The 19,879-nt window shown below is 50.5% G+C and carries 18 protein-coding genes and 1 pseudogene; 6 read left to right on the plus strand and 13 right to left on the minus strand.

The window, feature by feature from the left end; genetic code table 11:
- Nucleotides 1-5: 5 nt before the first annotated feature.
- The 11 genes and pseudogenes from atpG to asnC all read right to left on the minus strand — a co-directional run bounded on the left by atpG (nucleotide 6) and on the right by asnC (nucleotide 9,606).
- Complete coding sequence (gene atpG, locus ESM_RS0110255; protein WP_000896498.1) at nucleotides 6-869, minus strand: F0F1 ATP synthase subunit gamma; 864 nt, start codon at nucleotides 867-869, stop codon at nucleotides 6-8.
- A 50-nt stretch (nucleotides 870-919) separates the two neighbouring features.
- Nucleotides 920-2,461 carry a F0F1 ATP synthase subunit alpha gene (gene atpA / locus ESM_RS0110260; RefSeq protein ID WP_001176745.1) on the minus strand — a complete coding sequence of 514 codons (1,542 nt, stop codon included), beginning with the start codon at nucleotides 2,459-2,461 and terminating at the stop codon, nucleotides 920-922.
- Between the two features lie 12 nt (nucleotides 2,462-2,473).
- A complete protein-coding gene (atpH, locus tag ESM_RS0110265) occupies nucleotides 2,474-3,007 on the minus strand; it encodes a F0F1 ATP synthase subunit delta (RefSeq protein ID WP_001288591.1) in 534 nt (177 codons plus the stop codon).
- A gap of 14 nt (nucleotides 3,008-3,021) precedes the next feature.
- Complete coding sequence (gene atpF, locus ESM_RS0110270; protein ID WP_001052219.1) at nucleotides 3,022-3,492, minus strand: F0F1 ATP synthase subunit B; 471 nt, start codon at nucleotides 3,490-3,492, stop codon at nucleotides 3,022-3,024.
- Nucleotides 3,493-3,553: 61 nt separating this feature from the next.
- Complete coding sequence (atpE, locus tag ESM_RS0110275; RefSeq protein WP_000429386.1) at nucleotides 3,554-3,793, minus strand: F0F1 ATP synthase subunit C; 240 nt, start codon at nucleotides 3,791-3,793, stop codon at nucleotides 3,554-3,556.
- Between the two features lie 46 nt (nucleotides 3,794-3,839).
- Nucleotides 3,840-4,655 (minus strand): F0F1 ATP synthase subunit A, encoded by an 816-nt coding sequence (atpB, locus tag ESM_RS0110280; protein WP_000135618.1) that lies wholly within the window; start codon nucleotides 4,653-4,655, stop codon nucleotides 3,840-3,842.
- An 8-nt stretch (nucleotides 4,656-4,663) separates the two neighbouring features.
- Nucleotides 4,664-5,044 carry a F0F1 ATP synthase subunit I gene (gene atpI / locus ESM_RS0110285; protein ID WP_000116664.1) on the minus strand — a complete coding sequence of 127 codons (381 nt, stop codon included), beginning with the start codon at nucleotides 5,042-5,044 and terminating at the stop codon, nucleotides 4,664-4,666.
- 616 nt (nucleotides 5,045-5,660) lie between these two features.
- Entirely contained in the window at nucleotides 5,661-6,284 is a 624-nt protein-coding gene (gene rsmG, locus ESM_RS0110290) for a 16S rRNA (guanine(527)-N(7))-methyltransferase RsmG (RefSeq protein WP_000932858.1), read from the minus strand.
- A 63-nt stretch (nucleotides 6,285-6,347) separates the two neighbouring features.
- Nucleotides 6,348-8,236 (minus strand): annotated as a pseudogene (mnmG, locus tag ESM_RS01000000124595) (tRNA uridine-5-carboxymethylaminomethyl(34) synthesis enzyme MnmG).
- A 378-nt stretch (nucleotides 8,237-8,614) separates the two neighbouring features.
- Entirely contained in the window at nucleotides 8,615-9,058 is a 444-nt protein-coding gene (gene mioC / locus ESM_RS0110300) for an FMN-binding protein MioC (protein ID WP_000763754.1), read from the minus strand.
- Nucleotides 9,059-9,147: 89 nt separating this feature from the next.
- A complete protein-coding gene (gene asnC, locus ESM_RS0110305; protein ID WP_000433019.1) occupies nucleotides 9,148-9,606 on the minus strand; it encodes a transcriptional regulator AsnC in 459 nt (152 codons plus the stop codon).
- Nucleotides 9,607-9,757: 151 nt separating this feature from the next.
- Here asnC and asnA point away from each other — a divergent pair, with 151 nt between their 5' ends.
- Entirely contained in the window at nucleotides 9,758-10,750 is a 993-nt protein-coding gene (gene asnA / locus ESM_RS0110310) for an aspartate--ammonia ligase (protein WP_000845139.1), read from the plus strand.
- A 4-nt stretch (nucleotides 10,751-10,754) separates the two neighbouring features.
- Here the strand turns inward: asnA and viaA are convergent, their stop codons facing one another.
- Both viaA and ravA read right to left on the minus strand, forming a co-directional pair.
- Nucleotides 10,755-12,206, minus strand: a complete 1,452-nt coding sequence (gene viaA, locus ESM_RS0110315; protein ID WP_000956656.1) for an ATPase RavA stimulator ViaA — start codon at nucleotides 12,204-12,206, stop codon at nucleotides 10,755-10,757.
- The gene (gene ravA, locus ESM_RS0110320; RefSeq protein WP_010377977.1) at nucleotides 12,200-13,696 is read right to left on the minus strand and encodes an ATPase RavA; all 1,497 of its coding nucleotides are present in this window, start codon (nucleotides 13,694-13,696) and stop codon (nucleotides 12,200-12,202) included. The genes viaA and ravA overlap by 7 nt, the downstream gene beginning before the upstream one ends.
- 222 nt (nucleotides 13,697-13,918) lie before the next feature.
- Here ravA and kup point away from each other — a divergent pair, with 222 nt between their 5' ends.
- From kup to rbsB, 5 genes are all read left to right on the plus strand, one after another.
- Entirely contained in the window at nucleotides 13,919-15,787 is a 1,869-nt protein-coding gene (gene kup, locus ESM_RS0110325) for a low affinity potassium transporter Kup (protein ID WP_000102299.1), read from the plus strand.
- Nucleotides 15,788-15,954: 167 nt separating this feature from the next.
- Nucleotides 15,955-16,374 carry a D-ribose pyranase gene (gene rbsD / locus ESM_RS0110330; protein ID WP_001517414.1) on the plus strand — a complete coding sequence of 140 codons (420 nt, stop codon included), beginning with the start codon at nucleotides 15,955-15,957 and terminating at the stop codon, nucleotides 16,372-16,374.
- Nucleotides 16,375-16,381: 7 nt separating this feature from the next.
- Entirely contained in the window at nucleotides 16,382-17,887 is a 1,506-nt protein-coding gene (gene rbsA / locus ESM_RS0110335) for a ribose ABC transporter ATP-binding protein RbsA (RefSeq protein WP_000387763.1), read from the plus strand.
- Nucleotides 17,888-17,891: 4 nt separating this feature from the next.
- Nucleotides 17,892-18,857: a ribose ABC transporter permease gene (gene rbsC, locus ESM_RS0110340; RefSeq protein WP_000211871.1), complete on the plus strand. Its 966-nt coding sequence runs from the start codon at nucleotides 17,892-17,894 to the stop codon at nucleotides 18,855-18,857.
- 24 nt (nucleotides 18,858-18,881) lie between these two features.
- The gene (rbsB, locus tag ESM_RS0110345; RefSeq protein WP_001056270.1) at nucleotides 18,882-19,772 is read left to right on the plus strand and encodes a ribose ABC transporter substrate-binding protein RbsB; all 891 of its coding nucleotides are present in this window, start codon (nucleotides 18,882-18,884) and stop codon (nucleotides 19,770-19,772) included.
- Nucleotides 19,773-19,879 lie beyond the last annotated feature (107 nt).

A 19,879-nucleotide genomic window follows, 5' to 3' on the forward strand; every position in this document is an offset into this window, starting at 1 on the left:
CCTGTTTAAACCGCGGCGGCCCCCGAGACGATCTCGGTGAGTTCCTGAGTAATGCTGGCCTGACGAGCTTTGTTGTATACCAACTGCAGCTCTTTAATCAGGCTGCCGCCATTGTCGGTCGCGGCTTTCATCGCCACCATACGGGCGGCCTGCTCGCTGGCCAGGTTTTCAACCACGCCCTGATAAACCTGAGATTCGACATAACGACGCAGCAGGGTATCCAGCAACGCCTTCGGATCGGGTTCGTACAGGTAATCCCAGGATTTATGTTTCAGATCATCATCATCTGACGCCGGTAACGGCAGCAGTTGGCTGATAGTCGGAACCTGAGACATGGTGTTAATAAATTTGTTGCTGACAATGTAAAGCTTGTCCAGACGGCCTTCGTCGTAGGCCTGCAACATCACTTTTACCGGACCGATCAGTTCGGACAGGGAAGGGTTATCCCCCATACCTGTAACCTGGGCAACAACATTGCCGCCCACGGAGTTGAAGAACGACACACCTTTCGAGCCGATCATTGCGAGGTCGCATTGAACGCCTTTGTCGGTCCAGGTCTTCATTTCCGCCAGCAGTTTTTTGAACAGGTTAATGTTCAAACCACCGCACAAACCACGGTCGGTCGACACCACCAGGTAGCCCACGCGTTTAACGTCGCGATCTTCCAGGTATGGGTGCTTATATTCCAGATTACCGTGTGCAAGGTGACCAATCACTTTGCGCATGGTTTCTGCATAAGGACGGCTGGCCGCCATGCGATCCTGCGATTTACGCATTTTGGAAGCGGCGACCATCTCCATCGCTTTAGTGATCTTTTGCGTGTTCTGGACGCTTGCGATCTTACTACGTATCTCTTTTGCGCCGGCCATGAGCTTCTCCTCAATGCCTTGCGGCCTGCCCTAAGGCAAGCCGCCAGACGTTACCAGGATTGGGTTGCTTTGAAGGAATCGAGGATGCCTTTCAGCTTGCCTTCGATTTCGTCGTTGTAGCCACCGGTCTGGTTGATCTCTTGCATCAACGGAGCGTGATCACGGTCGACGTAAGCCAGCAGAGCGGCTTCGAAGCTGCCGATTTTCGACAGTTCAACATCCGCCAGGTAACCACGTTCTGCTGCGAACAGAACCAGAGACTGCTGCGCAACGGACATCGGCGCATACTGTTTCTGTTTCAGCAGTTCGGTCACTTTCTGACCGTGGTCAAGCTGCTTACGCGTTGCATCGTCAAGGTCGGATGCAAACTGAGAGAACGCTGCCAGTTCACGATACTGCGCCAGAGCGGTACGGATACCACCGGACAGTTTTTTCATGATCTTGGTCTGTGCTGCCCCACCAACACGGGATACGGAGATACCCGGGTTAACCGCAGGACGAATACCGGCGTTGAACAGGTTGGTTTCCAGGAAGATCTGACCATCGGTAATAGAAATTACGTTGGTCGGAACGAACGCAGAAACGTCACCAGCCTGAGTTTCGATAATCGGCAGCGCGGTCAGAGAACCGGTTTTCCCTTTCACTTCACCTTTGGTGAAAGCTTCAACGTATTCGGCGTTAACACGCGCAGCACGCTCCAGCAGACGAGAGTGGAGGTAGAATACGTCACCCGGGAATGCTTCACGTCCTGGCGGACGACGGAGCAGCAGGGAGATCTGACGGTAAGCAACAGCCTGTTTAGACAGGTCATCGTAAATGATCAGCGCATCTTCACCACGGTCACGGAAGTATTCGCCCATTGCGCAACCCGCATACGGTGCCAGGTATTGCAGTGCAGCGGATTCAGACGCGGTTGCTACCACAACGATGGTGTTAGCCAGTGCGCCGTGCTCTTCCAGTTTACGTACCACGTTAGAAATGGTGGACGCTTTCTGACCGATAGCAACATAGATACATTTGATACCGGAATCGCGCTGGTTGATGATGGCATCGATAGCCAGTGCGGTTTTACCGGTCTGACGGTCACCGATGATCAATTCACGCTGACCACGACCGATTGGGATCATGGAGTCAACAGCTTTATAACCAGTCTGTACCGGCTGATCTACGGACTGACGTTCGATAACGCCCGGAGCGATAGCTTCTACAGCAGAGAAGCCGTCGTGATCCAGCGGACCTTTACCGTCGATTGGCGCACCCAGAGTGTTAACCACACGGCCCAGCAGGCCACGGCCAACCGGAACTTCCAGGATACGGCCAGTACACTTAACTTTCATGCCTTCGGCAAGGTCAGCGTACGGACCCATAACAACCGCACCTACAGAGTCGCGCTCGAGGTTCAGTGCGATAGCGTAACGGTTACCCGGCAGGGAGATCATTTCACCCTGCATACAATCGGCCAGGCCGTGGATGCGGATAACACCGTCACTTACAGAAACAATAGTACCTTCGTTGTGAGCTTCACTCACAACATTGAACTGAGCAATGCGCTGCTTGATCAGTTCGCTGATTTCGGTGGAATTCAGTTGCATGCTCCAGTCCCCTTAAGACTGCAAGACGTCTGCAAGGCGCTCAAGACGACCGCGTACGCTGCCATCAATGACCATATCACCCGCTCGGATGATAACGCCTGCCATTACAGACTTATCGATTTTGCAATTCAGCTTAACTTTGCGTGACAGACGTTTTTCCATCGCAGCAGAAATTTTCGCGAGCTGTTGTTCACTCAGCGCGGCAGCGGAAATGACGTCTACCTCAGCGGTAGCCTCACTCACAGCACGCAGGTGAATAAACTGCTCCAGAACATCCGGGAGCGCGTTAAGACGACCATTTTCAGCCATAACCCGAATCAGGTTCTGACCGTTTTCGTCCAGTTGCTCACCACAAACTGCGATAAACGACCCGGCGAGCGTTTCTGGTGCCAGTGCACCAGACAGAAGCTCTGCCATCTGTTCGTTTTTGGTTACCTCGGCGGCAAACGCCAGCATGTCCTGCCAGCGTTCTACACTTTGGTGTTCGACGGCAAAGTCAAAAGCTGCTTTGGCGTAGGGGCGAGCTACCGTAATAAATTCAGACATCAGCCCCTCCCTCCTTACAGTTCAGCGACAAGTTTATCCACGATGTCGCTGTTAGCAGCTTCATCCACGGAACGTTCGATGATCTTCTCGGCGCCAGCAACAGCCAGGATAGCAACTTGCTTACGCAGCTCTTCACGGGCACGTTTACGCTCGGCTTCAATTTCCGCCTGCGCCTGAGCCACGATTTTAGTACGTTCCTGTTCTGCCTCAGCTTTAGCTTCGTCCAGAATCTGAGAGCGACGTTTGTTCGCCTGCTCGATGATTACCTGGGCTTCCGCTTTCGCTTTTTTCAGCTGGTCGGTCGCGCTGGCCTTTGCAAGGTCAAGGTCCTTGTGTGCTCGTTCTGCGGAAGCAAGACCGTCAGCAATTTCTTTTTGACGTTTTTCGATGGCAGCCATTAATGGCGGCCATACGTACTTCATGCAGAACAGAACGAACAGGACAAACGCGATGGCCTGGCCGAGGATTGTTGCGTTAAGATTCACAGCACAATGCCTCTATTTAGTTAACGTTCTGATATTGCTCTTTAAATAAAAGCAACGCTTACTACGCGACAGCGAACATCACGTACAGACCCAGACCTACAGCGATCATCGGGATAGCATCCACCAGACCCATAACGATAAAGAACTGAGTACGCAGCAGTGGAATCAGATCCGGTTGACGCGCTGCGCCTTCCAGGAATTTACCCCCGAGGATGCCGATACCGATCGCAGCACCGATTGCCGCCAGACCCATCATCACAGCGGCAGCCATGTACAGCAGATCCATATTCAGGTTTTCCATGACAGTCTCCAGTTTGTTTCAGTTAAAACGTAGTAGTGTTGGTAAATTAATGTTCTTCAGACGCCATCGACAGATAGACGATCGTCAGAACCATGAAGATGAAGGCTTGCAGCGTAATAATCAGGATGTGGAAAATGGCCCACGGCACATTCAGGATCCACTGTGACCACCACGGCAACAGACCAGCAATCAGAATGAAAATCAGCTCACCCGCGTACATGTTACCGAACAGTCGCAAACCGAGTGAAACAGGTTTGGACAGCAGGCTTACCCCTTCAAGGATTAAGTTGACAGGAATGAACGCCCAGTGATTGAACGGCTGCAGCGTCAACTCTTTCGTGAAGCCGCCGATGCCTTTCATTTTGATGCTGTAGAACAGAATCAGGATAAATACGCCCAGTGCCATAGACAGCGTTACGTTCACGTCAGCAGACGGAACCACACGCAGAGCAGGCAGCCCCAGTACATGTTCAGCAATGTACGGCAGCAGATCGATAGGCAGTAAGTCCATCAGGTTCATCAGGAACACCCAGACAAAAATCGTCAGGGCCAGCGGAGCAATCAGCTTACTTTTGCCATGGTACATGTCTTTCACGCTACCATTAACAAAGCCGATTACCAGCTCAATCGCGGTCTGAAACTTACCTGGTACGCCGCTGGTTGCCTTTTTGGCTACGCTACGGAATAAAACCAGGAACAACAGACCCAGCACCACCGAGAAGAACATGGAGTCAATATTAATTGTCCAGAAGGTGGCTGGGGGGTTATGCGGATCCACCAGCGAGAATGTACGCAGGTCCAGCTGAAGGTTATTCAGGTGGTGTCCTATGTAATCCTGCGGCGTCATATTTTCTGAAGCCATGATGCCTTTTACCCTTTGTTGTTAATTACAGCCGGCGCCAGTATCTGAACCACCAGCACCAAAACCCACGTAACGATCAGCGGCAAGAATACCGCCTTTAAAACCGCCAACGCCACCACCAGTAACACCAACATTGCCAGAACTTTGAAAGCTTCGCCTAAAGCGAATGTCCAGGCTACCCGGCCTTTCGCTGGTGTATGCGCCTGGTGACGCCAGGCAAATATCATAAACAAAACGTTAGGCAGAAAGACTGCCAGGCCCCCGCTTAACGCAGAGACGCCCCAGAAGGGGTCTTTGAGGCTGAACAGCAATCCACTTGCTATCACCACCAGTAACTGAACGAGCAGAAGCTTCCGAGCAACGTTTCGACTCAAGAGCGACACAGACATCACGTTTTTCACTCCTGCTCCCTTCGAGGTATGCCGCGTGTCGTATAAAACTTTCTTTAAGGCTTAGAGTCAAGCATCAAAAAGCGGTCAAATTATACGGTGCGCCCCCGTGATTTCAAACAATAAGTAGCCAAAAGGTGAATAAATGTTTAAATATTTTTCCAGTGCATACAATTGCGACTTTTCTGCTAACCATGTCGGATCATGAAAAACTGTAAATAACGCGTAAACACTGGTGATAAAGCGTGCTTCAGATCACATATCGCGCATGTTCGCGCACAGCATATTTATTTACTTGGCAAATGATGCCATTGCAAGCTTCTGATATTTCAGTCTAAAAACAGATACTGTTTTCATAAATGACATTTACACAACAAAAACCAGCCATTGACATTCTTAATAATATTTTAACAGCAAGTTATGCTTCTTAGCGCCGATTTTTAGCCGGCTGATATTTTCACTAATGACTTATTTTCTGCTTATCAAAAAAAGCCACGTTACAGTATTGAATCAAAATCGTGAACGTGGCGTTAAATGTAACCAGTTATATCAGTAAAAAACCCGGTTGTTGTTAACAGTCAAACCGATTAATTTTTTATGATTTTTTTGATAAAAATTAAATTTTATTTGCTTTAATCACCACCAGATGACGTTCGCCATCCAGAGCCGGAACCTGAAGTTTAACCACTGATTCAACCTGATATTCTGCTGGTAGCAGGGCCATTTCATCTTCTGGCATTTGGCCTTTCAGCGCATAAAAACGACCTTGTTCACCAGGAAGATGATGGCACCAGCTCACCATATCGTTCAGAGAGGCAAAAGCACGGCTAATCACACCATCAAACGGTGGCTCTGACGGAAACTCTTCTACCCTACTCTGTACTGGCTCAATGTTCTCCAGTTTTAACTCATGTTGCACCTGACGAAGGAAGCGCACGCGTTTACCGAGGCTATCCAGCAACGTGAAGTGGGCCTCAGGACGCACAATAGAGAGTGGAATACCTGGCAGACCCGGTCCTGTACCGACATCGATAAAACGTTCACCTTGCAGATACGGTGCCACGACAATGCTGTCGAGAATATGGCGTACCAGCATCTCATTAGGATCGCGGACCGAAGTCAGGTTGTACGCCTTATTCCATTTATGCAGCATATTTACGTAGGCAATAAGCTGATTTTTCTGGTGATCGGTAAGCGAAATTCCTGCGTCTTTCAGCAGTGAAGAGAGTTTGTTGAGCACGGTGATTACCTGTTCTTGATGCGTTGCCCGGTAAGCGGGTGCTTACCAGGCATTTTTAATGCGTTATGCGCTACGACGCAGCATACCTTGTTTTTTCAGCCACACCAGCAGAATGGAGATGGCCGCAGGCGTGACGCCAGAAATACGCGAAGCCTGACCAATAGAGGCCGGTTTGTGATCGTTGAGTTTAGCGATCACTTCGTTAGACAGACCGGATACCTGGCGGTAATCCAGTGTCGCAGGCAGCAGTGTGTTCTCGTTACGCTGCTGTTTTTCGATCTCATCCTGTTGGCGCGCAATATAACCCTCATATTTAACCTGAATCTCAACCTGTTCCGCCGCCTGCTCGTCTGTCAACGCAGGGGCAAACGGCGTCAGCGAGGTTAATTTTTCATAGGTCATTTCCGGACGACGCAACAGATCTTCACCACTGGCTTCACGGGAAAGCGGCGCAGTCAGGTGAGCATTCACTTCGGCAGCAGCTTCCGCCGACGGGGTTACCCAAGTGGATTTCAGACGCTGACGCTCACGCTCGATATTTTCGAGTTTCTCGTTAAAGCGCGCCCAACGTTCATCGTCAACCAGCCCCAGCTCACGTCCGATTTCAGTCAGACGCAGGTCGGCGTTATCTTCGCGCAGCATCAGACGATATTCCGCACGAGAGGTAAACATACGATACGGTTCTTTAGTACCCAGTGTGCAGAGGTCATCTACCAGTACGCCGAGGTACGCCTGGGAGCGCGCCGGTGCCCAGCCTTCTTTGTCTGCAGACAGGCGAGCGGCGTTAAGACCGGCCAGCAAACCTTGCGCCGCCGCTTCTTCGTAACCTGTAGTGCCATTAATTTGACCGGCAAAGAACAGCCCCTGGATAAACTTGCTCTCCAGCGTAGGTTTCAGGTCACGCGGATCGAAGAAGTCATATTCAATGGCATAACCCGGACGCACGATCTTCGCGTTTTCCATCCCCTGCATGGAGCGGACGATTTGCATCTGCACATCGAACGGCAGGCTGGTGGAGATACCGTTCGGATAAATTTCGTTAGACGTTAACCCTTCTGGCTCAAGGAAGATCTGATGCTGGTTTCTGTCAGCAAAGCGCATGACTTTGTCTTCGATCGACGGACAGTAGCGTGGGCCGACACCTTCGATCACTCCGGCATACATCGGACTGCGATCGAGGTTACTGCGGATCACGTCATGCGTTTTTTCGTTGGTATGGGTGATGTAGCACGGCACCTGCTGTGGATGCTGGGCCGCATTGCCCATAAACGAGAACACCGGCATCGGGTTATCGCCATGCTGTTGTGCAAGGACGCTAAAGTCGATGGTACGCGCATCAATACGCGGCGGTGTCCCGGTTTTCAGACGACCAACACGCAGCGGAAGTTCACGTAAACGGCGCGAGAGCGGAATGGATGGAGGATCGCCAGCACGACCACCGCTGTAATTATCCAGACCGATATGAATCTTACCGTCAAGGAAAGTCCCGACAGTAAGAACGACAGCTTTGGCACGGAATTTCAGGCCCATTTGGGTAACAGCGCCGACCACGCGATCGTTTTCGACAATAAGATCTTCAACCGCCTGCTGGAAGATCATCAGGTTCGGTTGATTCTCCAAAGCAGTACGTACCGCTTGACGATAGAGCACGCGATCCCCTGTGCCCGGGTAGCCCGAACCGCTGGCCCCTTGCTGGCGTTTAGTATCCTAAACTGAATACCTGCATGGTCGATCGCTTTTGCCATCAGACCGCCGAGTGCATCCACTTCTTTTACCAGATGTCCCTTCCCAATACCGCCGATCGCCGGGTTGCAGCTCATCTGCCCCAGAGTGTCGATATTGTGTGTCAAAAGCAGAGTCTGTTGACCCATACGCGCCGCGGCCATCGCTGCCTCGGTGCCTGCATGACCCCCGCCAATGATGATGACGTCAAAAGGATCCGGATAAAACATGGTGATTGCCTCGCATAACGCGGTATGAAAATGGATTGAAGCCCGGGCCGTGGATTCTACTCAACTTTGACGGCTTGAGAAAGACCTGGGATCCTGAGTATTAAAAAGAAGATCTTTTTATTTAGAGATCTGTTCTATTGTGATCTCTTATTAGGATCGACCTGGTCTGTGGATAACAAGGATCTGGCTTTTAAGATCAATGACCTGCTGAGGATCATTAGCTGTGAATGATCGGTGATCCTGGTCAGTATAAGCTGGGATCAGAATGAGGAGTTATACACAACTCAAAAACTGAACAACAGTTGTTCTTTGGATAACTACCGGTTGATCCAAGCTTCCTACCAGAGTTATCCACAGTAGATCGCACGATCTGTATAGTTATTTGAGTAAATTAACCCACGATCCCAGCCATTCTTCTGCCGGATCTTCCGGAATGTCATGATCAAGGATGTTGATCTTCAGTGTTTCGCCAATCTGTTTCGCACCGGAATTTTTGAGTTCAGCATCGAGTTTATCGATAGCACCACAAAAAGTGTCGTATTCACGACTACCAATGCCGATTGCGCCAAAGCGTACCGCAGAAAGATCGGTTTTTTGTTCCAGCAATGCTTCATAGAAAGGAGAGAGGTTGTCCGGAATGTCTCCGGCACCGTGGGTAGAACTGATAACCAGCCAGATCCCAGAGGTAGATAACTCTTCTAACAACGGGCCGTGCAGCGTTTCGGTGGTAAAACCTGCCTCTTCCAGCTTTTCAGCCAGGTGTTCTGCCACATATTCGGCACCACCGAGGGTGCTGCCGCTGATAAGAGTAATATCTGCCATAAACCGCCACCTTTTTTAAGAGTGGCGTATTGTACGCTGTGAACGCTTTGGGATCTACCTGTGGAAAAGTATGGGATTAAAAAAGTCGATCATGGCTTGATAGTACGCATGATCGGGTTCTGCAGTACGATCAGAGTTTCAGTGGACTGAATTTCATCAATTGTTTGGATCTTGTTGATAAGTACATGCTGGAGAGCGTCGATCGAGCGGCACATTACCTTAATAAAGATGCTGTAGTGGCCGGTGGTGTAATAGGCTTCAGTTACTTCATCAAGGCTTTCCAGTTTTGCCAGCGCGGAAGGATAGTCTTTGGCGCTCTTCAATATAATGCCGATAAAGCAGCCTACGTCATAACCGAGCTGTTTCGGGCTAACATCAATCCGAGCACCAGTAATAATCCCTGCCTGCTTCATTTTCTCTACGCGAACGTGGATCGTTCCCGGACTGACGCCAAATTGTTTCGCCAGTTCGGCGTAAGCGGTACGCGCATTGCCCATTAATGCTTCCAGAATGCCGCGGTCCAGATTGTCGATTTGATAATTTTCCATAGATTTTTCTTATGAATATTAATGATTCAGTCTATTTTAGCCTTAATTTTTAATGAATCAAAAGTAAGCAAGGCTTTTTATTGAATGATTATTGCATGTGTGCCGGTTTTTGTTGCTTAATCATAAGCAACAGGACGCAGGAGTATAAAAAATGAAAACCGCTTACATTGCCAAACAACGTCAAATTAGCTTCGTGAAATCTCACTTTTCTCGTCAACTGGAAGAACGCTTAGGGCTGATTGAAGTCCAGGCGCCAATCCTTAGCCGTGTGGGGGATGGCACGCAGGATAACTTGTCGGGCTGTGAAAAAGCGGTGCAGGTAAAAGTGAAAGCGCTGCCTGACGCCCAGTTCGAAGTGGTTCATTCACTGGCGAAGTGGAAACGTCAGACATTAGGGCAACACGACTTCAGCGTGGGCGAAGGGCTTTACACGCACATGAAAGCCCTTCGCCCCGATGAAGACCGTCTTTCCCCGTTGCACTCGGTCTATGTTGATCAGTGGGATTGGGAACGCGTAATGGGCGACGGTGAGCGCCAATTCTCCACTCTGAAAAGCACGGTAGAGGCGATCTGGGCGGGAATTAAAGCGACCGAAGCCGCAGTTAGCAAAGAGTTTGGCCTGGCACCGTTCCTGCCGGATCAGATCCACTTTGTACATAGTCAGGAATTACTGTCCCGTTATCCGGATCTTGATGCCAAAGGGCGTGAGCGGGCGATTGCGAAAGATCTTGGCGCGGTATTCCTCGTCGGAATTGGCGGCAAGTTAAGCGATGGCCACCGCCACGACGTGCGCGCACCGGATTATGATGACTGGAGTACTCCTTCAGAGCTTGGATATGCGGGGTTGAACGGCGATATTCTGGTGTGGAACCCCGTACTGGAAGATGCGTTTGAGCTTTCTTCAATGGGTATCCGTGTGGATGCCGAGACGTTGAAACATCAACTGGCGCTGACCGGTGATGAAGATCGTCTGCAACTGGAGTGGCATCAGGCGCTGCTGCGCGGCGAAATGCCACAGACTATCGGCGGCGGTATCGGTCAGTCTCGTTTAACCATGTTGTTGCTGCAACTGCCACATATTGGGCAGGTTCAGTGCGGCGTATGGCCTGCGGCCGTTCGCGAGAGCGTCTCTTCTCTGTTGTAATGACTTATCGCCGCCAGCGTCTGAGCAGGCGGCTACGCATCCCGGTATCAAAGCGCCAGATATGATCGAAAATGCGCATGATGCCGGGTTTGCCGTGCGCCGACATCGCCACGGCATGAAAGCGATGCTGATGTACCCGCTGCAACTCTTTTACTTTACTCGTCACGTCGTCAGGCAACCGTTGGGCGATAAAATCAGAAATCACCACCGCATCGGCGTCAAACCATTCCCGGCTTTGCAAGCGCTCCATAATGGCGCGAAAACAACTGGCAAGATCGGTGCCGCCACGAAACTGCTGGCTTAAAAAACGGATCGCTTGCTCGATGCCTTGTGGGCCTGAAAGCTCATAACGGACGATCTCGGTGGAAAATAACATAATAAAGCAGCGCCTATTTTCAGCGAGGGCAATGCGCATCAAGGCCAGACAGAACGCTTTCGCGCACTGTTCATTAAAGCCGCCCATTGAGCCAGATGTATCTACGCAGACAATAAACGGCCCGCGCGGCTGTTCGTCATAATCTTTATGGACGACCGGACGTTCGATAACTTTTTCACGCCATGATTCACCGTGCAGGCGATAAGTGAGCAACTGTTTTTCCACCAGCCGACGGTAAAATTCATACTCCAGTTCAGTAATGCCCAGAGTCGCCAGTTCCGGCGGCAGAAGGCGTAAAATATCATCGCTTTGCTGCAAGCCATCAACCTGCTCAGGAACGGTCGCTGGTTCGCGTACCATTGTGCGGAAGGTTTCCATCTGCGCATCGTTGCGGGGGATCGATTTTGCTTCCCGTGAACGCCCTAACTGTTCTGCCAGACGTTTCAGCTCCGGCTGCTCGTTAAGAAATTCACCATATTTCACAATTAACTGATAGTCGCCGCGTTTGAGCTGACCGGCGCTCATATCCCACAGGCGACCGGCTGCGGTGTTGTTTTCCGCCAGAACCGGTTCAAGTTGACCGCTTAACGTCATGCGTTCCTGAACCTCGCTCAACAGTTGTTCGCGTTCTTCTTCTAATAATTGTTGATTTAACGTCGTCGCTTGCACGATCAGACTTAAGCGCCAACGTTGGAGAAAAAGCGTGTGTAATGCTGGGGTGATCGTGCTGTTGGCATCAACCAACTGCCGGGCTTGTTCGGCCCATGGGGAATTTAGTCGATGCAGTAAGTCCAGGAGCTGCGGTAACTGCACAATAAATTGCGGTGTGGAGAGAAGTTGGCTTTGCTGATAGCACATGACCTCTTCAGTGAGTTCCTGTGGGACGCGTGCATCTTTCAGCCGACTGCGCAGCGCCTCACGCCAGCGGGGAATATCATCAGTGATTGCCGCCTTCAGGCGTGGGAATTTTTCAAAGAAAACAGCCAGTTGTGGCGAGGCCAACAGCGTGATGATCATCTCTTCGATCAATCCCTCTTCGCTGACGGCCAGCATTACATTAAGCGTATCCAGTGTTAGCATTGTTGCGCCTGGCGAATCTGGGCACCGACATCCTGTAGGCTGGCTTCAATGCGACCTAACCAGTCGCTATGGATAAACAGACATTTTTGCTGTTCGCTGAATAAAACTTGTTGTTTACGCCAGTCACTTTCAAGCTCTTCCAGTTGTTGTTTTATTTCGCCAGGCAGGCCTTCTGCAGATGTGCCGGGGAGAGCCAGTGTCGTACCCTGCAAACTGACATCACGGACAACAAGATGTTGGGCGCTATCAACTTCCATATTCAGCTTCTGGGCAAAACCAATACCATTTAATTTGCCGCGAATTTCACCGCCTTTGTTCAGCCACTGTTCCAGTGCGCTACGCTCAAAAGCGATATGAACCACTTCCATATCATGCAGTTTTAATGGTTTTTGCAGCAGCAGGGTCAACGTGGAAGCGGTAACGTCGGCTGGAAGTTGATATTGTGGGCGACGGCTGAACATACCGCCCTGACGAATCACGGTAAAAGCCGTTTTATCGCTTTGTTGTTGCTGAAGTTGCAGGCGACGCTGCACAATCGCGCCCAGGCGAGTCAACATCCCTTGCTGTTGCCATGCGTGACCGGTCATCAATACATCAATTTGTTGTTGAATCAAATTCAGGCTTTGCGCGTCATACCACAGGCAATCTTTCAGCAAGATCAGATCAATCGGGGCAACCGCATTGCGACCGCTAAAAAAGGCGCTGGCCTGCAGTAAACGGATCGCTTTTTTCCAGCGGCGATCGGAAATATAGGGGGCATCCGGCAATTTATCCAGTTGTTGGCGCAGCATAAAAATCAGCTCAAATACATGATCGGGCAGCGTAATTTCACTAATCTCTTTCTGCCAGCGTTCATATTCCTCATCTGTAACCTGTAGAGAGGGAGGAACTGGATTGTCATTTTCATCCTGTTGGCTGGTCAACATGGAGCGGAAATTCGCTTTATCCTGCACTTTATCTAACCACAGACGAATCAGCATACGGTCATATAACGCTTCCAGGCTACTGTCTGCTTCCGGCAGTTCGTTGGAGGCCGCCACCAGCAAGCGCATAGGAATTTTTTCGACATGTGCACCGTTGCGGAAGTGGCGTTCATTAATAGCGGTCAGTAGGGTATTAAGAATCGCTGGCCCGGCTTTCCAGATCTCATCAAGAAAGACGATTTCTGCTTCCGGCAGGTAACCGGTGGTTAAACGCTCATAGCGGCCTTCATCTTTTAGCGCCTGAATGGAAAGCGGGCCAAAAACTTCTTCCGGGGTGGAGAAGCGGGTCATCAGATATTCAAACGCGCGAGCATTTTGAAAGGCGAATTTTAAACGCCGGGCAATCAGACTTTTGGCAATACCTGGCGGGCCGAGCAGGAATACGCTTTCGCCGCTTAATGCCGCTAACAAACACAGGCGGATGGCGTGGCTACGTTCATAAAGCCCCTTTTCCAGCGAACTGCTCAGGCGGGAAATTCTTTCCGCTAATAAATGAGGGTGAGCCATAATGAAGTGGCGTCCTTTCGTCAAAAGTTCTGCGTAAACTGCGAGTATAGACGTTTCTTGATGGTGGCAAAAATAGTCTCAAAGGAGGGCTATTTTTCTTTGAGCCAGGTTAATGTGACCGCATTTAGGAGTACGATTTTGCCGTTAATCGTGCATACTGAACGCTTTTTTGTGGGCCAAGGGACTACGCACACATTTCATATTTCAACGAAAGACTAGTCTATGAGCACTGATAATAAGCAATCGTTGCCCGCGATTACCCTCGCGGCGATTGGAGTTGTCTACGGCGATATTGGTACCAGCCCGTTATATACGCTTCGTGAATGTTTGTCCGGCCAGTTTGGTTTTGGCGTTGAACGCGATGCCGTGTTTGGCTTTTTATCGCTGATCTTCTGGCTGCTAATCTTTGTGGTTTCCATAAAATATCTCACCTTCGTGATGCGTGCAGATAACGCCGGTGAAGGGGGAATTCTGACGCTGATGTCGCTTGCCGGGCGCAATACGTCGGCGCGAACGACCTCAATTCTGGTGATTATGGGGCTAATAGGCGGCAGCTTTTTCTATGGTGAAGTTGTCATAACACCCGCCATTTCGGTAATGTCTGCCATCGAAGGTCTGGAAATCGTCGCCCCACAACTGGACACCTGGATTGTTCCCCTCTCAATCATCGTTCTCACGTTACTGTTTATGATTCAAAAACATGGCACTGCTATGGTCGGTAAGCTTTTTGCGCCGATTATGCTGACCTGGTTTTTGATTCTGGCAGCTCTTGGGTTACGTAGCATTATTGCCAATCCAGAAGTGTTGCATGCCTTAAATCCAATGTGGGCGGTGCATTTCTTCCTTGAATATAAAACCGTTTCCTTTATTGCGTTAGGCGCGGTGGTTCTGTCGATTACCGGTGTTGAGGCGCTGTACGCTGATATGGGGCACTTTGGTAAGTTCCCGATTCGCCTGGCATGGTTTACCGTCGTACTGCCTTCTTTAACCCTTAACTACTTCGGTCAGGGGGCGCTGCTGTTAAAGAACCCGGAAGCGATTAAAAACCCGTTTTTTCTGTTGGCACCGGACTGGGCGCTGATCCCGCTGCTGATCATCGCCGCACTGGCAACGGTAATTGCCTCGCAGGCGGTTATCTCTGGTGTCTTCTCATTGACGCGTCAGGCGGTACGTCTGGGCTATTTGTCTCCGATGCGCATTATTCACACTTCTGAAATGGAATCGGGGCAAATCTACATTCCATTTGTGAACTGGATGCTTTATGTCGCAGTCGTGATTGTGATAGTCAGCTTTGAGCACTCCAGTAACCTGGCGGCGGCATATGGGATTGCAGTTACCGGAACTATGGTACTGACGTCTATTCTTTCAACTACCGTGGCGCGCCAGAACTGGCACTGGAATAAGTATTTTGTTGCGCTGATTCTGATTGCCTTCTTGTGTGTTGATATCCCGCTGTTTACCGCTAACCTCGATAAACTGCTCTCCGGTGGCTGGTTGCCATTGAGCCTCGGTACGGTGATGTTTATCGTGATGACCACCTGGAAGAGTGAGCGTTTCCGCCTGCTGCGGCGGATGCATGAACATGGTAACTCTCTGGAGGCGATGATTGCTTCGCTGGAGAAATCACCGCCTGTTCGTGTGCCCGGAACTGCGGTGTATATGTCGCGCGCAATCAATGTCATTCCCTTTGCTCTAATGCATAACCTCAAACATAACAAGGTATTGCACGAGCGGGTTATTCTGTTAACTCTGCGTACTGAAGACGCGCCATATGTCCATAACGTCCGTCGGGTACAGATTGAACAACTGTCGCCTACTTTCTGGCGCGTGGTGGCAAGTTATGGCTGGCGGGAAACGCCAAACGTAGAAGAAGTTTTCCACCGCTGTGGTCTGGAAGGGTTAAGTTGTCGAATGATGGAAACGTCCTTCTTTATGTCACATGAATCACTGATCCTCGGCAAACGTCCGTGGTACTTACGTTTGCGCGGCAAGCTGTATTTGCTGTTGCAACGTAATGCGTTGCGCGCTCCGGATCAGTTTGAAATCCCACCAAACCGGGTTATCGAGTTGGGTACACAGGTCGAGATCTAACCCCAGACGCCTCCTTTCTCCATAAGGGGGCGTTTTTATTTTCATTGTTTGCTCTCGATATAAAACGTTTCGATGTTGATCACATTTCTGCAACGTCGCGATGGTTTTCCTTAATTAGACGGGATTAAACTGCGGGTCAGCGAAACGTTTCGCTGATGGAGAAAAAAATGAAAAAAGGCGCCGTTCTTAATTCAGGTATTTCGTCGGTGATCTCCCGCCTGGGGCATACCGATACGCTGGTGGTGTGTGATGCTGGTTTACCTATCCCCAAAAGTACAACGCGTATCGATATGGCATTAACCCAGGGCGTACCTTCTTTTATGCAGGTGCTGGGCGTCGTCACAAGTGAAATGCAGGTCGAGGCTGCCATTATCGCGGAAGAGATCAAACAACATAATCCGCAACTCCACGAAACGTTGCTCTCACATCTTGAGACGCTGCAAAAACACCAGGGAAATTTCATTGAAATTCGTTACATCACGCATGAACAATTCAAACAACAAACCGCAAACAGTCAGGCGGTAATTCGCAGCGGGGAGTGTTCCCCGTATGCGAATATCATTCTCTGTGCTGGCGTGACGTTCTGAGGCCGCCATGGAAGCATTACTACAGCTTAAAGGTATCGATAAAGCCTTCCCGGGCGTAAAAGCGCTTTCGGGAGCCGCGCTAAATGTCTATCCGGGTCGCGTGATGGCGCTGGTAGGTGAAAATGGCGCGGGTAAATCCACCATGATGAAAGTGCTTACCGGTATCTATACCCGTGATGCCGGTACGCTTTTATGGCTGGGCAAAGAAACGACGTTTACCGGGCCGAAATCTTCTCAGGAAGCTGGAATTGGCATTATCCACCAGGAACTGAATCTGATCCCGCAACTGACCATTGCGGAAAATATTTTCCTCGGCCGAGAGTTTGTGAATCGTTTTGGCAAAATTGACTGGAAAACCATGTATGCCGAAGCGGATAAATTGCTGGCTAAACTTAATCTGCGGTTTAAAAGCGACAAGCTGGTGGGCGATCTTTCCATCGGTGACCAGCAGATGGTTGAAATCGCGAAGGTATTAAGCTTTGAGTCGAAAGTTATCATTATGGATGAACCGACCGATGCGCTGACCGATACCGAAACCGAATCCCTGTTCCGCGTCATTCGCGAGCTGAAATTGCAAGGGCGCGGCGTTGTCTATATTTCCCACCGTATGAAAGAAATCTTCGAGATTTGTGATGACGTTACGGTTTTTCGTGACGGGCAATTTATTGCCGAGCGTGAAGTGGCATCACTAACCGAAGATTCGCTGATTGAGATGATGGTGGGTCGCAAACTGGAAGAACAATATCCACACCTGGAAAAAGCGCCGGGAGATATCCGTCTGAAAGTTGATAATCTCTGCGGACCTGGCGTTAACGATGTCTCTTTTACCCTACGTAAAGGTGAAATTCTCGGCGTCTCTGGTTTGATGGGCGCCGGCCGCACCGAACTGATGAAAGTGCTCTACGGCGCGCTGCCGCGCACCAGCGGTTACGTCACTCTGGATGGGCATGAAGTTGTTACCCGTTCACCGCAGGATGGCCTGGCAAATGGCATTGTGTATATCTCCGAAGACCGCAAACGCGACGGTTTAGTGCTGGGCATGTCAGTAAAAGAGAACATGTCGCTAACTGCCCTGCGTTACTTCAGCCGTGCTGATGGCAGTCTGAAGCATGCCGATGAGCAACAGGCGGTGAGTGATTTTATTCGTCTGTTCAATGTGAAAACGCCGTCGATGGAACAGGCAATTGGTCTGCTTTCCGGTGGCAATCAGCAAAAAGTGGCGATTGCCCGCGGTCTGATGACGCGCCCGAAAGTGCTTATCCTTGATGAACCCACCCGTGGCGTGGATGTCGGCGCGAAAAAAGAGATTTATCAACTGATCAACCAGTTCAAAGCCGATGGTTTGAGCATCATTCTGGTGTCATCGGAAATGCCAGAAGTATTAGGCATGAGCGATCGCATCATCGTTATGCATGAAGGGCATCTCAGCGGGGAATTTACTCGTGAGCAGGCCACCCAGGAAGTGTTAATGGCTGCCGCTGTGGGCAAGCTTAATCGCGTGAATCAGGAGTAAAAAAATGACAACCCAGACTGTCTCTGGTCGCCGTTATTTCACGAAAGCGTGGCTGATGGAGCAGAAATCGCTTATCGCTCTGCTGGTGCTGATCGCGATTGTCTCGACGTTAAGTCCGAACTTTTTCACCGTTAATAACTTATTCAATATTCTCCAGCAAACCTCGGTTAACGCCATTATGGCGGTCGGCATGACGCTGGTGATCCTGACGTCGGGTATCGACCTGTCCGTCGGTTCTCTGCTGGCGCTAACTGGCGCAGTTGCTGCCTCCATCGTTGGCATTGAAGTTAACGCGTTGGTGGCTGTTGCTGCCGCACTGGCATTAGGAGCTGCAATTGGCGCGGTAACCGGGGTGATTGTAGCGAAAGGCCGCGTCCAGGCGTTTATCGCTACCCTGGTGATGATGCTTTTACTGCGTGGCGTGACGATGGTTTACACCAACGGTAGCCCGGTGAATACCGGCTTTACCGAGAACGCCGACCTGTTTGGCTGGTTTGGTATTGGGCGTCCGCTGGGCGTACCGACGCCTGTGTGGATCATGGGTATTGTCTTCCTCGCGGCCTGGTACATGCTGCATCACACGCGTCTGGGGCGTTACATCTACGCGCTGGGTGGCAACGAAGCGGCAACGCGTCTTTCTGGTATCAATGTCAATAGAATCAAAATCATCGTCTACTCTCTTTGTGGACTGCTGGCATCGCTGGCTGGGATCATTGAAGTAGCGCGTCTTTCCTCTGCGCAACCGACGGCGGGGACTGGCTACGAGCTGGATGCCATTGCCGCGGTGGTTCTGGGTGGTACGAGTCTGGCAGGCGGAAAAGGTCGCATTGTTGGGACATTGATCGGCGCATTAATTCTTGGCTTCCTTAATAATGGTTTGAATTTGTTAGGTGTTTCCTCCTATTACCAGATGATCGTCAAAGCGGTGGTGATTTTGCTGGCGGTGCTGGTAGACAACAAAAAGCAGTAATAACGACTACAGGACATCTTGAATATGAACATGAAAAAACTGGCTACCCTGGTTTCTGCTGTTGCGTTAAGCGCCACCGTCAGTGCGAATGCAATGGCAAAAGATACCATTGCGCTGGTGGTTTCCACGCTCAATAACCCGTTCTTTGTATCGCTGAAAGATGGCGCGCAGAAAGAGGCGGATAAACTCGGCTATAACCTGGTGGTGCTGGACTCCCAGAACAACCCGGCAAAAGAACTGGCGAATGTGCAGGACTTAACTGTTCGCGGCACCAAAATTCTGCTGATTAACCCGACCGACTCCGACGCGGTAGGTAACGCCGTGAAGATGGCCAACCAGGCGAACATCCCGGTAATCACTCTTGACCGCCAGGCAACGAAAGGCGACGTTGTTAGCCACATTGCTTCCGATAACGTACTGGGCGGCAAAATTGCCGGTGATTACATCGCGAAGAAAGCAGGTGAAGGGGCGAAAGTTATCGAATTGCAGGGCATCGCCGGTACATCCGCTGCTCGCGAACGTGGCGAAGGCTTCCAGCAGGCCGTTGCAGCTCACAAATTTAACGTTCTCGCCAGCCAGCCAGCAGACTTCGACCGTACCAAAGGTCTGAACGTGATGCAGAACTTGCTGACGGCGCACCCGGATGTGCAGGCTGTATTCGCGCAGAACGATGAAATGGCGCTGGGCGCACTGCGCGCTCTGCAAACTGCCGGTAAATCGGATGTGATGGTTGTCGGATTTGACGGTACGCCGGATGGCGAAAAAGCGGTTAATGATGGCAAACTAGCAGCGACTATCGCTCAGTTACCCGATCAGATTGGCGCGAAAGGCGTCGAAACCGCCGATAAAGTGCTGAAAGGCGAGAAAGTTCAGGCTAAGTATCCGGTTGATCTGAAACTGGTTGTTAAGCAGTAGTCTTTAATCAGGTTTTATAACCTGATGGTGGCATAAATACGGCATCGACAGATGAACGTGTAATATAAAGAAAAGCAGGGCACGCGCCACCCTAACCCGGTGGCGCA

The organism is Escherichia sp. TW09308 (genome assembly GCF_000208565.1).
Taxonomy (GTDB): domain Bacteria; phylum Pseudomonadota; class Gammaproteobacteria; order Enterobacterales; family Enterobacteriaceae; genus Escherichia; species Escherichia marmotae.